Below are 13,143 nucleotides of genomic sequence, written 5' to 3' on the forward strand. Positions count from 1 at the left end.
CGGCCTGAGCAGACCTACGGGAGCACACGATGGACGAGCAGCAGCAGTCTCAGCAGCCGGATCCGGAACTCGGGCAAGCGTTCTACGGGTTCGTCGCCTCGACCCCGAAGCGGACGTACCACGACGGGGTGCCACGCCTGTACTTCAAGGCCGGGCAGGAGCACCACGAGTATGCCCCGGACGGGTCGCGGATCAAGCTGCCGACCACCTTCCACGACGTCGTCGCCTTCCGGGGCGCGGCCGAGGCCGGGTACGCGAAGCTCGCCAAGCAGGACTGGTTCATCGCACACGGCACCCTCAAGCCGAGCACCAACCCGAAGACCGGCGTCGAGTCGAACGAGTTCATCGCGAACCGGCTCGGACATGACGCCTCCCGCATGAACACCGAGGTCGGCACGTCGCGCCGGCTGTCGCAGATGGAGCCCCCGAAGCAGGCCGGGCCCGAACGCGCCGTCGAGTTCAGCGCCCCGGAACCCGAACAGCCCAAGACCGTGCAGCCCGCCCGGGCCCTGTGAGAAGGGGCGGACATCATGAACGACGACACCACGACACCTGCTGATCCGGTGGAGCCGGAGGACTGGGACGACCTGGACGACGCATTCGACCCGGCAGGCGCGGGCGATGACGTGCCTGGGCCGCCGCGGCCGGTGAACTGGAACCTGCTGCTCTCACACGACCTGGAGCAGGAATGGCTCGCCCTGAACCGGTGGGTCGAATGGCTCCGTCACACCTACGCCCTGCCGGCCTCGGTGATCCCGCCGCTGTGGCACCGCCACCCCGAACTGCTCTGGGAGCTGTCCGCGCTGCACCTGCACTGGCTCGCCGCCTACGACCCCGAGCAGAACGCCAGCGCCCCGATCGGCTGGCACCGCGACTTCGCTGCCGCTCGCCAGCGGCTGCGCGACTGGGTCGCCGCATCCGGCACCCGACTGGACCGCGACCGGCCCTCCCGACAGACCGCCTGGCCCGGCGAACCACCCGCCCCGACCGTCGAGGACACCCCGATCGAGGACCGTCGCGCCGACTTCGTGCAGTACGTGATCGAGCAGGTCGCCCGCAGCAAAGCCGCCGAGGACTCCTTCTTCGCCGGGATCGATTATGCGGAAGGAGACGAGCAGTGACCCGCTCCAGCACCCCGCCGCCGCGCATGAAGAACCACCGGGTGCAAGCCGAACCACGACAGAGCCCGGACCTGCACCAGCTCGCGCGGCTGTTCATCGGGATGGCCCAGGCCCGCGCCCGCGACGCCCACACCGCTCATAGCGCCCCAGACCCGGGCAGCACGGCTGCGGAGTCGCCGGGGCTCGCCGACCGGCCGTCCGGTGCCCGTGACGAGTCCGGAGCTCCGAGGTAGAATCGATGTACGTCGCCAGCGGCGGACCGGGTACCGGATCGCCGTGGTACGACCTTCTTGCTGAGCCCTTCGGGGCACTACCTATCACCACCCGCAAGGGTGGTTTCCGGGTCTTGTTGTTTCCTTACTGTCGCACCGCACGAGCAGGTTTCTCCAGCTCGTGTTGGCCCCACCTGTGGGGAAGGAAACACGACCCGTGTCCACTGCGAATACGTTCTCCGGCACGCCCGGAGACACTGACTGCCTGGCCCCGGCGGGGCCGCCATCGTTCGACCTGAGCCAGATCGGCGAGACCACCACGCTCGCCGTGTCCTACCTGCGCGTGTCCACCAAGGAGCAGGCCTCCAAGGGCGGACGGGACGAGGGCTTCTCGATCCCCGCGCAGCGCGAGGCGAACCTCCGCAAGGCCCAAGACCTCGGCGCGGTCGTGATCGAGGAGTTCGTCGATGCGGGCGAGTCCGCCCGCAAGGCCGATCGCCCCGCGCTGATGGAGATGATCGAGTACGTCAAGACCCACCCGGTCGCGTACTGCATCGTCCACAAGGTCGACCGCCTCGCCCGCAACCGTGCCGATGATGTCGCGATCCACCTCGCGCTCAAAGAGGCCGGGGTGCTGCTGGTGTCCGCGACGGAGAACATCGATGAGACCCCGTCGGGGATGCTGCTGCACGGCATCATGTCCACGATCGCGGAGTTCTACTCCCGCAACCTCGCCAACGAGGTCTCCAAGGGCATGACCCAGAAGGCCATCACCGGCGGCACCAACGGCAAGGCCCCGATCGGCTACCTCAACGCCACCCACCGCGACGAACTGGGCCGGGAGGTGCGCAGCATCGAAGTCGACCCGAAGCGCGGCCCGCTCATCAAGTGGGCGTTCGAGGCGTACGCGACGGGGAACTACTCGACCATCACCCTCCGCGAAGAACTCATCGACCGCGGCCTGACGACCGTGCCGACGCCGAAGCGACCCGAGAAGGCGCCCGGGCTGTCCACGATCCAGCAGCTGCTCGCCAGCCCGTACTACAAGGGCAACGTGCTGTTCAAAGGCGCGATGTACGACGGCCTGCACGAACCCCTCGTCGCTCCCGAGGTCTGGTACCGGGTGCAGACCGTGCTCGCCTCGCACCGCATCTCCGGGGAGAAGACCCAGGCCCACGACCACTACCTCAAGGGCAGCATCTTCTGCGGTACGTGCGGGTCGCGGCTGATCCTCACCAACGCCAAGAGCGGCCGTGGGGTGATCTACCCGTACTTCATCTGCTCCGGCCGGCACAAGAAGCGCACCGCCTGCGACCGTAAGGCCATGTACGTGCCCGACGTCGAAGCCGCCGTCGAAGACTACTACCGCAGCGTGCAGATCCCCGCCCACGTCATCGAGCCGCTGCGCAAGCTCATCCACGCCGAGTTCGACCGGCTCTACGCCACCGCGAAGAGCGAGCGCAAGAGCCAGATCGCCGAACGCGACCGGCTGCATGACGAGCGCCACAAGCTCCTGCAAGCCCACTACGCCGGAGCCGTGCCCATCGACCTGCTCAAGTCGGAGCAGGACCGCATCGCCCGACAGATCGGGTTCCTCGACGCCCGCATCGAAGCCAGCTCCGTCGAGTACGAACAGGCCCGCGCCCACCTGGACGACTGCCTTGCCCTGGCAGGCAACGCGCACAAGATCTACATGAGCGTGGACGACTCCCTGCGTCGCATCGCGAACCAGGCGTTCTTCGAACGCCTGCTCGTCACAAACGACGGCATCGACGGCCAGGCAGGGGAGCCGTTCCACATCCTGTTCGACCCCGGAGTACAGCAAACTGCCGCCTCCCCAGACGGGGAGACGGCAGTCCACGCAGGTCAAACCGGAAATGTCGGCGGTTTGAACAACCAACTTCTGGTGGGCCCCGAGGGGATCGAACCCTCGACCCGCGGATTAAAAGTCCGCTGCTCTACCAACTGAGCTAGAGGCCCGTGCGTGGGAGATCATGCGACCGCCACACACCCGAACATCCTAACGCCTGTCGGTGGGTTTGGAAAAATCCGCACGCCTCACTTCGCCTCGCCCCAGGCCCTGGCGTAGAAGTCGCCGGACCTGGCATCCAGGAGTTCCTTGTACTTGTTCTCATCCAACGCCTGCGCGGACTCTGCCGGGATTTCCGGCGCGAAGGCCGAAACGCCCAGGCCCGCCCGGGAACCGGTGGCCGGCACTCCGACGGCGTCCATGATCGTGGGCAGCCAGTTGAGCTGGTCCACGCCTGCGCGCGGGGTGCCCAACGGTGTTTTACCGTTCTTCGTCCCCGGCACCCAGATGCGATTGAACACGGTGCGGTCGTCACGGCCGTCGAGTTCCTCGTGGTAGGCGTTCCACCCGGCCATGTGCTTGAGGTGGTCGCCCATTACGACGACGGTCGTATCGTCGAGGTACCCCTTGTCCTTCATGTGGTCGAGGAAGCCCGCGACGGTGGCCATAGAGCAGGAGAACACGGAGGCCAGCTGATCCTGGGTGTCGACCTTGCAGGAGTCGTAGACGTGCACGGGTTCGTGCGTGTCCAGCGTCAGCATCGACAGGTTGAACGGCTTGCCGGTCTTCTGCGACTTCTTGTGCAGCTGGTCGACCTCGTCCTTCGCGTGCTCCATCAGCCGCTTATCGCTCAGGCCCCAGTCGCTGCGGATGTCCTTGGAGGCCTCGCCGGCGGCCCGCCAGGTCTTGAGGTCCTTGATGGTGTCGTAACCGTGGGTGCGCAGGAACGTTCCCTTGGCCGCGAAGTCCGCGTTCGCCCCGCCTATGAAGGTGTTCGTGTACCCGTTGTCGGCCAGCACATCGCCCAGGCAGGTCTGCCCTGACATGAAGCTGTCCAGTTCCGTTCCCAGCTCGTTCATGATCTTGTCGCCGGTCGCAGCGCTCTTGCCGCGCAGGGGGATGCCGCACTGGCTGGAGACGATTCCGGCCATGGTCCAGCCCCCGCCGTGGTACTGCTGCAGGCCGTCGATCCCGGCCCAGCCCTGCGTGGCCTCCTTGGCAGGTGCCAGCATGTCCTTCTCGAACACGCTGTCATCGCCCAGCGTCGCCTCCCCAGACTCCAGGTAGATCAACACCAGGTTCTTCTTGCCCCCGGCGACCTTCTTCGCAGCGGCCCTGTCAACCGTGGGCTGCGCATAATAGGGCCCCAGGTCCAGGTTCGAGCGCACCGCACGGATGTAGTCCGGCATGCTCACAGCCGAGGAGAACGTCGCCGTGCCGGTCACGGCGATGGCCGTGACGAGCGCGATCGGCACCACTGCACCGAAGCGCCGCAGTCCCCTCCCGGTGGGGCTCTGCACGGCCGCGATCCGGCGGACGCCCGTGGCCTTGGACGTGCGGCCCGCACGCTTGCGGCCGGGGCGGCGCAGCAGATAGACGATGACGGCCAGCAGTACCGTGGCGACCAGCGGTACGACGCCGATCCACCAGACGGCCTGGATAGCCAGGTCGCCGCCCCCGCCGTCACGGCGGACGCCGGTGATGTTCGTCAGCATCTGGTCGACGGTGATATCGCCCCAGACCTGGCGGATGTTCCATCCGGCGGCCAACAGCGTCAGGCCCACCCAGACCAGCAGCCAACCACCGATCCGCGCGCTCCAGCGGCCCGCCACACGCAGGGCTCGCAGGGTGCGCGGCCATTTCCTCGACTCGGTACTCGACTCGTCCGACTCCTGGGACACAGGGCCTCCGTCTTCCTCGTTCATTGCCCGGTTCCTCACCGGGTAGGTCGCCTCTTCGGCATCCGGACTCACCAGGATACCGGCAAGGCACCTGGTCGTGGTAGTGTGGGTCCCCTCTGCCCCGGCTCCTGGCCCATCATTCGCCCTGTCTCTTCCCAGCCCGGTTCCACCGATGCTTGTTAGGCTGACCACATGAGTATCTTGGCGTGGATCATCGTGGGGCTGGTGGCCGGTGCCATCGCCCGTTTCCTGCTGCCGGGGGACCACGGCGGTGGTTTCTTCAGCAACCTGTTGTTGGGCGTCGTCGGTGCGATCGTCGGCGGCTTCATCGGCCGTGCCCTGGGCTTCAACCCCAACCTGGCGTTCTTCTCCTGGAGCACCTGGCTGTTCGCCGTGGGAGGTTCGCTTGTGGTGCTGGTCCTCGCCGGCCTGGTCCGAGGCCGCCGGTGAGACCGCCGAAGACCCGCGGAGTAGGATCGCACACATGAAAGCAGCTGAAGAAGTGAACACCGCAGCCGTCGTCGCCGCGGGCCTGGTGGGCGGCTATCTGACCGCCCGCGAAACCCTTATCCGCCCCCTCGGCGGAGTCGTCCTGGCCGCCGCCGGCGCCTACGCCGGCCGCAGCTGGCTGAAGAAGACCAACCCGGCCACCACCTCGGCGCTGGCCGCGACGTACCTGCTGGGCTTCGGCCTGTCACATCCGCTTGCCAAGAAGCTCGGCGCCTGGCCCGCCGTGGGCGTCGTCACCGCTGTGGCCGCGGGTGCCGCATGGGCACTGTCGGATCGCAAGTGAGTTAGACACCGGAACCACACACGAGGGCGGCTTCCATATCGACGTGCGTGGTGTCCTTGGCCAGGAGCAGGGCGATCACCGTGAGCACCGCACCGACCAGCATGTACAGGCCGACGGTGAAGATCGAACCGCCGTTCGAGTGCTGCCACAGCGCGACCATGGCGAACGGGGCGGGACCCGCGCCGATGACCGAGGACATGTTGTACGAGATCGCCGAACCCGTGTACCGGACGTTCGCGGGGAACAGCTCAGGCAGATAGGCCGCCATCGGCCCGAAGGTCAGGCCCATCAGGGTGAAGCCGATGATCAGACCGGCCAACACCCCTGCGGTGCCGGCGGTGAACAGGGGCTGCAGGCACAGGCCGTAGACCCCGATCAGCACGGTGACGATGCTCAGCATCTTGCGCCGGCCCATTTTCTCCGCCAGCGGTCCGGAGACCACGGTGAAGACGCCGAAGAAGATCACGCCGATGATGAGGTAGACCAGGAATTCGTTCTTGGTGTAGCCCAGGCCGGGCACGAAGGTCGCCGGATCGAAGGCCTTGCCGGCCTTGGCCGCAGCGGCAGCCGCCTTATCGGTGGTGTCGGGCGAGGTGCCGTAGGTCAGGGTGAAGGCGGTCATGAAGTAGAACAGCACATAGGTCGCCAACATGATGAAGGTGCCCAGGACCATCTGCCACCAGCTGGTCCTGAAGACCGTGGCGATGGGGGCCTTGGCGATCTGCTGCTTCTGTTCCACCAGCTGGAAGGCCGGGGTCTCCATCAGGGACATGCGGACCCACAGGCCCACGGCCACCAGGATGGCCGACAGCAGGAACGGGATGCGCCAGCCCCAGTTCAGGAAGGCCTCGGGCGAGATCCCGTAGCTGATTCCCACGAACAACAGGTTTGCGATGATGAAGCCCACCGGGGCGCCCAGCTGGGGGAACGTGCCCCAGATGGCCCGTTTGCCCTGCGGAGCGTTCTCGGTCGCCAGCAGTGCCGCGCCGGACCACTCACCGCCCAGGCCCACACCCTGGCAGAAACGCAGCAGCACCAGGAACAGCGGGGCCAGGATCATCCATCCGGGGGTCTCCGCCGTGGGCAGCAGACCGATCAGGAAGGTGCCGATGCCCATGATGAGCAGCGAGGCGATCAGGGTCTTCTTACGGCCGATCCGGTCGCCGAAGTGGCCGAAGAGGACCGAGCCGATCGGGCGCGCGACGAAGGCGACGCCGAACACGGCGAAGGAGCTCAGCAGCTGCGTCGTCGAGGTCTGGTGCGGGAAGAACAGAGCGGGGAAGACCAGCGAGGATGCGGTCGCGTACGAGTAGAAGTCGAAGAACTCGATCGTCGTACCGATCATCGACGCCGTCAGGACTTTGCCGCGGGTGTTCGTCTTGCGGGCCAGTGCGATGTTGTCGACCGCCTGACCGCCATGAGCCGCGCCTGCCGCGGCATTACTGGTGTGGGTGGACATGATCCCTTGATTCTTGATTCCGAATGGTGAAACGGCGAACGGCCGGGCCATGGGTGAGCCTGAGTGTTCTTTGCGCGATTGCTGTGGCACTCGCGCAAAGAAGACAGTACGCCCGAGGACAAGGGAAAATCTCACGAAATCTCATTTAATGAGATCCATGTGACTCACTATACGAAACTGAAAAGCACACCCCAGTACCGTTATGCGGGTCGCCTCCCAGCCACTAGGCTTACACCCCGTGCCCGCTCTCCCACTGCTTCCCACTGGCCGCCATTCACTGCCCGTCCCCGTGTCCTATGCCTGTTTGGCCATCGGTGCCTTCGGACTGGGCCTGACGGAATTCGCCACCATGGGGCTGATGCCCCAGTTCGCCGCGGACCTGGGAGTGAGCATCACCGAGGCCGGCCATGCGGTCTCCGCCTACGCCCTGGGCGTGGTGGTGGGCGCACCCCTCATCACCGCCCTGACCTCCCGTGTCCCGCGCAAGCCGCTGCTGCTGGCCATGGTGTGCCTGTTCATCCTGGGCAACCTGCTGGTGGCGACCAGCCCCAGTATGTCGATGCTGCTCATCGCCCGCGTCGTCTCCGGGCTGCCCCACGGCGTCTACCTGGGAGTCGCCGGAATCGTCGCAGCCCGCCTAACCCGCCCTGAGCGCTCGGGGACGGCCGTGGCGCGGGTGATGCTGGGCATGACGATCGCGAACATCGTCGGCGTACCGGCGGCCACCGTGCTGGGCGCCCAGCTGGGCTGGCGCACCTCCTATTTCGTCTTCGCAGCCGTCGGAGTGGTCAACTTCCTGGCGGTGGCCCTGTTCGTGCCCGCCGTCGGAGCCACGGGGACGAACACTGCCACGGGGGACCCCGCCCCGGCCCAGCGGCCCTCGACCCGGGCCGAGCTGCGCACCCTGGCCCGCCCACAGGTGGTGCTGACCCTGCTGGCCGGCTCCCTGGGGTTCGGCGGCATGTTCGCCGTCTACACCTATATCGCGCCGACGGTGACCGATCTGGCCGGTGCCGCGGACTCCGTGGTCCCCTGGGTGCTGGTGGCCTATGGAGTCGGGATGACCCTGGGCTCGCTGATCGCAGGCCCGCTGATCGACAAGTCGATCGAACGCGCCGTCATCATCGGAGTGGCGGGCCTGGGCATCGTCCTGGCCGCCTTCGGCACCCTGGCCCACCTGTTCCCGGCGATCGTGGTGTGCATGGTGCTCCTGGGCATCGGCGGTTCCATCTTCACCACGGGCCTGCAGGTGCGCCTGATGCGCGAAACCCACGACGCCCCCAGCATGTCCGCCGCGATGAATCAATCGGCGTTCAATCTGGCCAATGCCCTGGGCGCGTTCCTCGGCGGGGTCGTGATCGACGCGGGACTGGGCTACCGGGCGCCGGCCTTCACCGGGGTCGGGCTGACCGCAATCGGCTTCTGCTTCATCCTGGCCGCCGTGATCGGCTACCGGCGCCGACGGACCCGGGCCCGCGACGTAGTGCCCGTGTGAGCGCTCACCTTAACGCAAGGACAGCTTTGCGATTTCATCCCAGCCGATCTTAAAACATCGCAGGTCAGGGGTGTCGTGGCCTGGATAACCGGCGTCACGACGTTGCGCAGAACACGGTCGGGCCAGCCGCCGAGCCGGGACGGCCCATCGTGCGTACGGTAGTTCCAGCGGCAGGCGGAAACCGCTGAACCCGACCGGCCTGCCAATCGACACACTGCGGATTATTGGGAGACACCGTGAGAATCGCGCTTTTCGCTACGTGCATCGTCGATGCGATGTACCCGGAGGTGGCACGCGCGACCGTCAGCATTCTGGAACGACTGGGGCATGAGGTCATCTTCCCCGCCGGCCAGGCCTGCTGCGGTCAGATGCACATCAACTCCGGCAAGTTCAAGCAGGCCTACCCGGTCGTGGAGAACCACGTGCGGGCATTCGAGGCCGAATCCTGGGACTATGCCGTGGCCCCCAGTGGTTCCTGCGTGGCCTCACTGGGCCACCAGCACCCCATGATCGCCGAATACAACAACGACGACGAGCTGTCCAAGCGCGCCACCGACATCGCCGGGCGCACCATGGAACTGGCGCAGTTCCTCACCGATGTCGAGGGCATCACCGATGCCGCCGAACAGTTGGGCTCGTACTTCCCGTACAAGATCGCCTACCACCCCTCCTGCCACGGGATGCGGCTGCTGCGCCTGGGCGACCGGCAGCAGCGCCTCTTGGAGACCGTCGAGGGCGCCACAGTGGTCAAGGCCGATAACTGGGATTCCTGCTGCGGCTTCGGCGGCACCTTCTCCGTGAAGAACCCGCAGGTGTCCTCGGCGATGCTCTCGGACAAGGTCGACGCGATCATCGGAACCGGCGCACAGGTGTGCTCCGGCGGCGACGCCAGCTGCCTCATGCACATCGGCGGCGGCCTCTCGCGCACCTCGGAACTGCTGCCGGCCCAGGGCAGCGTGCCCGCCACGGTCCACCTGGCCCGGATCCTGGCCTCGACCAAGGAGAACCCGCTGGTCCTCGACGAAGAGCTCGTGAGCGGAGGTGCCCTGCGATGACCGCCGTCAACATCGGAACCCCCATGGTCCTCGGCAAGGACGGCGTGACCCTGCGGCCGGTCGCCGGCCAGGGCTTCCTGAAGGAGGGCGCGCCCTTCCCGCAGGTCGCCGAACACGAACTGAGCAATGTCCAGCTGCGCACCAACCTGACGAAGGCCACCACCACGATCCGCGGCAAGCGGGCACTGCGCGTGGCCGAACGCCCCGACTGGGAGGACCTGCGCGACAACGGCTCGGGCGTGAAGTCCTATGTGATGGACCGGCTGCCCGAACTGCTGACCCAGTTCGAAGCCGCCTTCACCGCCCGCGGCGGCCACGTCCACTGGGCGCGCAACGCAGACGAGGCCAACAGGATCGTCGAGGACCTGGTCAAGCAGAACGCACCCGTGCTGGACAACGGCCGGCGCGAGGTCATCAAGGTCAAGTCGATGGCCACCCAGGAGATCGGCCTGAACGAATACCTCGAGCCCCACGGCATCGACGCCTTCGAAACCGACCTGGCCGAACTCATCGTCCAGCTGGGCCACGACCGCCCCAGCCACATCCTGGTGCCGGCCATCCACCGCAACCGCGACGAGATCCGCGAGATCTTCCTGCGCGAGATGGACGATGCCGACCCGAACCTGTCGAACAATCCGCAGGATCTGGCCGAGGCCAGCCGCAAGCACCTGCGCAAGAAGTTCATGTCCACCAAGGTCGCGATCTCCGGCGCCAACTTCGGCATCGCCGAAACCGGCACCCTGGGCGTGGTCGAGTCCGAGGGCAACGGCCGGATGTGTGTGACCCTGCCGGAGACCCTCATCACCGTCATGGGCATCGAGAAGCTGCTGCCGAAGTTCGAGGACCTCGGCACCTTCATGCAGCTGCTGCCGCGTTCGTCCACCGGCGAGCGGATGAACCCGTACACCTCCTACTGGACGGGCGTGAGCGAGGGCGACGGTCCGCAGAACGTGCACATCGTGCTGCTGGACAACGGGCGGACCAGGGCGCTGGCAGATGAGCACGGCCGCCAGGCCCTGCACTGCATCCGCTGCTCTGCCTGCATGAACGTCTGCCCCGTCTACGAGCGCACCGGCGGGCACGCCTACGGCTCTGTCTACCCCGGCCCGATCGGTGCGATCCTGACCCCGCTGCTGACCGGTGTGGACGAGAGCGAGAACGGCAGCCTGCCGTACGCCTCGAGCCTGTGCGGCTCCTGCTACGACGCCTGCCCCGTGAAGATCAACATCCCGGAGATGCTGGTGCGCCTGCGCGCCGAGGACGTGGAGAACAAGGAGCGCAAGGCAGAGCAGAAGGCCGGTGTGCTGGGCAAGCTGCCGCACAGCCAGCTGGACGCGGCACTGACCGCGGCCTCCTGGATGATGTCGGACGGCAAGCGCATGGCCGCGGTCGAGAAGGGCCTGCCGCTGGCGAAGCTGATGGTCTCCCCCGAGGGCCTGAAGAAGGCCCCAGGCGTGGCGGGCAAGTGGACGAAGACTCGCACGGTCCCCCAGCCGCCCAAGGAATCGTTCCGGACGTGGTGGGCCAGGGAACGCGGGAATTCCGCCCGTGGGAACGGAGATGCGAAATGACCTCGAATCCGCTCAAGAGGATGCTGGGCACCAAACCGGCCGCCGACCCGGAAACGGAACCGCAGCCGTCCTTCCCCGACGCCCGCTCCGAAGTCCTGGCCAGGATCTCCGCGGCCCTGGGCCGCGAGGGCACCGTGGGCGAGCAGGGCTTCGTACCGGCCGATCACGAACCGCCGGAGATCCCGGCGCACCAGTCCGTGACCGGCGAGCTGGACCGCGAGGGTCTGGTCGCGCTGCTGACCGACCGGCTGGTCGACTACGACGCCGGTGTCACCCGCGTGTCCGAGGCCGAGGTCCCGGCGACCGTGGCGCGCCTGCTCGGGGATGCCAAGCGGATCGTGGTGCCCGATGATCTGGACGACGCCCTGCTGTCCGAGGTCACCGCCGAGGTGCGCCAGGATTCCGGTTCGGATCCCACGCCCAAGGAGGAGCTGAACACGGTGATCGACGCAGTGGTCACCGGTTCCCAGGTGGCGATCGCCGACACCGGCACGATCTGCCTGTCCGGCCCCGGCTGCGGGCGCCGCGCGATCACCCTGGTGCCCGATCACCACATCTGCCTGGTGTTCGTCTCCGACATCGTGCAGCTGGTGCCCGAGGCCGTGGGGATCCTCATCGAACGCGAGCTCGCCACCTGGCCCCAGACCTGGGTGTCGGGGCCGTCGGCCACCGTGGACATCGAACTGGAGCGGGTGGCCGGCGTGCACGGCCCCCGCACCCTGGACGTGGTCCTGGTCGACGACTGACCCGCCCGCAGATCCCGTCTGTGGCCCCGCTGCAATGCAGCGGGGCCACAGGCCTTTTCGATACCTGTTACGTGCGTTACACGTTCTTCTCATATTGTCGGTATAGTTCCTTCCACCCCCGGTTACGTGACCGGAGACACCCAGGAGGAACATACCCGTGAAAGCACTCCCCATCGCGGCGGCACTGGCCGCCGTCGTCCTGACCCTGTCCGCCTGCGGCGGTTCGGCCTCGGAGAAGGATTCCCAGTCGGCCGACGGCTTCACCCCGATCAACGAGGGCAAGCTGACCAACTGCACCCACCTGTCCTACCAGCCCTTCGAGTACGAGAAGGGTGGGGAGATCGTCGGCTTCGATGTCGACATCGTCGCCAAGGTCGCCGAGAAGTTGGGCCTGGAGCAGGAGGTCGTCGACACCCCCTTCGAGACCATCACGACCGGTGCGGCCTTCAACCAGAAGACCTGCGATATCTCGGCGGCCGGCACCACGGTCACCGATGAGCGCAAGGGCAAGGTCGACTTCTCCGATTCCTACTTCGACGCGAACCAGGCGGTCCTCGTCAAGGACAAGAAGCCGGCGGCGGAAGCCGACCTCAAGGGCATGAAGATCGCGGTCCAGCAGGGCACGACCGGTGAGATGTACGCCAATGAGAACTTCAAGGACTCGACCAACACCACCTACGAGGATCTGCCCCTGTCCCTGGAGGCCCTGAAGAACGGCCAGGTCGACGCCGTGGTCAACGACAACGGCGTGCTCTACGACTACGCCAAACAGAACTCGGGCTTCAACGTCGCCTTCGACATCGCCACCGGCGAACACTACGGAATCGCCGTGAAGAAGGGCGATGCCGAACTGCTCAAGACCACGAACGAGGTCCTGGCCGAACTGAAGTCCGACGGCACCTACAACGAGATCTACAAGAAGTGGTTCGGCGTGGACGCGCCCACCGCCGCGGCCTCGGCTGCCGCGACCGATAAGTGAC

The 13,143-nt window shown here is 66.7% G+C and carries 11 protein-coding genes, 1 tRNA gene and 1 pseudogene; 10 read left to right on the forward strand and 3 right to left on the reverse strand.

Annotated elements, in window-relative coordinates; all coding sequences use genetic code 11:
- The first annotated feature begins 29 nt into the window (after nucleotides 1-29).
- The 3 genes and pseudogenes from NQ034_RS10810 to NQ034_RS16460 all read left to right on the forward strand — a co-directional run.
- On the forward strand, nucleotides 30-515 hold the full coding sequence (locus NQ034_RS10810) for a single-stranded DNA-binding protein (RefSeq protein WP_257048838.1): 486 nt from the start codon (nucleotides 30-32) through the stop codon (nucleotides 513-515).
- Between the two features lie 15 nt (nucleotides 516-530).
- The gene (locus NQ034_RS10815; protein ID WP_257048840.1) at nucleotides 531-1,121 is read left to right on the forward strand and encodes a hypothetical protein; all 591 of its coding nucleotides are present in this window, start codon (nucleotides 531-533) and stop codon (nucleotides 1,119-1,121) included.
- Between the two features lie 555 nt (nucleotides 1,122-1,676).
- A pseudogene (locus tag NQ034_RS16460) lies at nucleotides 1,677-2,642 on the forward strand (recombinase family protein); the annotation flags it as partial.
- Between the two features lie 595 nt (nucleotides 2,643-3,237).
- Here the strand turns inward: NQ034_RS16460 and NQ034_RS10825 are convergent.
- A tRNA-Lys gene (locus NQ034_RS10825) sits at nucleotides 3,238-3,313 on the reverse strand.
- Between the two features lie 78 nt (nucleotides 3,314-3,391).
- On the reverse strand, nucleotides 3,392-5,068 hold the full coding sequence (locus tag NQ034_RS10830) for a sulfatase-like hydrolase/transferase (protein WP_257048843.1): 1,677 nt from the start codon (nucleotides 5,066-5,068) through the stop codon (nucleotides 3,392-3,394).
- Between the two features lie 168 nt (nucleotides 5,069-5,236).
- Here NQ034_RS10830 and NQ034_RS10835 point away from each other — a divergent pair, with 168 nt between their 5' ends.
- Together NQ034_RS10835 and NQ034_RS10840 are read left to right on the forward strand one after the other, a co-directional pair.
- Nucleotides 5,237-5,494: a GlsB/YeaQ/YmgE family stress response membrane protein gene (locus NQ034_RS10835; RefSeq protein WP_257048844.1), complete on the forward strand. Its 258-nt coding sequence runs from the start codon at nucleotides 5,237-5,239 to the stop codon at nucleotides 5,492-5,494.
- A 34-nt stretch (nucleotides 5,495-5,528) separates the two neighbouring features.
- Nucleotides 5,529-5,837, forward strand: a complete 309-nt coding sequence (locus NQ034_RS10840; RefSeq protein ID WP_257048846.1) for a hypothetical protein — start codon at nucleotides 5,529-5,531, stop codon at nucleotides 5,835-5,837.
- Between the two features lies 1 nt (nucleotide 5,838).
- On the opposite strand, the gene NQ034_RS10845 is transcribed toward NQ034_RS10840, so the two are convergent.
- Complete coding sequence (locus NQ034_RS10845; protein ID WP_257048848.1) at nucleotides 5,839-7,296, reverse strand: MFS transporter; 1,458 nt, start codon at nucleotides 7,294-7,296, stop codon at nucleotides 5,839-5,841.
- A 238-nt stretch (nucleotides 7,297-7,534) separates the two neighbouring features.
- Between NQ034_RS10845 and NQ034_RS10850 the strand changes: the two genes are divergently transcribed.
- The 5 genes from NQ034_RS10850 to NQ034_RS10870 all read left to right on the forward strand — a co-directional run bounded on the left by NQ034_RS10850 (nucleotide 7,535) and on the right by NQ034_RS10870 (nucleotide 13,142).
- Entirely contained in the window at nucleotides 7,535-8,791 is a 1,257-nt protein-coding gene (locus NQ034_RS10850; RefSeq protein ID WP_257048850.1) for an MFS transporter, read from the forward strand.
- A gap of 236 nt (nucleotides 8,792-9,027) precedes the next feature.
- Nucleotides 9,028-9,846, forward strand: a complete 819-nt coding sequence (locus NQ034_RS10855) for a (Fe-S)-binding protein (RefSeq protein WP_257048851.1) — start codon at nucleotides 9,028-9,030, stop codon at nucleotides 9,844-9,846.
- Nucleotides 9,843-11,417: a lactate utilization protein B gene (locus NQ034_RS10860; protein WP_257048852.1), complete on the forward strand. Its 1,575-nt coding sequence runs from the start codon at nucleotides 9,843-9,845 to the stop codon at nucleotides 11,415-11,417. Before NQ034_RS10855 ends, NQ034_RS10860 begins: the two co-directional genes overlap by 4 nt.
- Complete coding sequence (locus NQ034_RS10865; protein WP_257048853.1) at nucleotides 11,414-12,163, forward strand: LutC/YkgG family protein; 750 nt, start codon at nucleotides 11,414-11,416, stop codon at nucleotides 12,161-12,163. Before NQ034_RS10860 ends, NQ034_RS10865 begins: the two co-directional genes overlap by 4 nt.
- A gap of 157 nt (nucleotides 12,164-12,320) precedes the next feature.
- The gene (locus tag NQ034_RS10870) at nucleotides 12,321-13,142 is read left to right on the forward strand and encodes a basic amino acid ABC transporter substrate-binding protein (protein ID WP_257048854.1); all 822 of its coding nucleotides are present in this window, start codon (nucleotides 12,321-12,323) and stop codon (nucleotides 13,140-13,142) included.
- Nucleotide 13,143: the final 1 nt, after the last annotated feature.

The organism is Brevibacterium moorei, from assembly GCF_024580735.1.
GTDB classification, from domain to species: domain Bacteria; phylum Actinomycetota; class Actinomycetes; order Actinomycetales; family Brevibacteriaceae; genus Brevibacterium; species Brevibacterium moorei.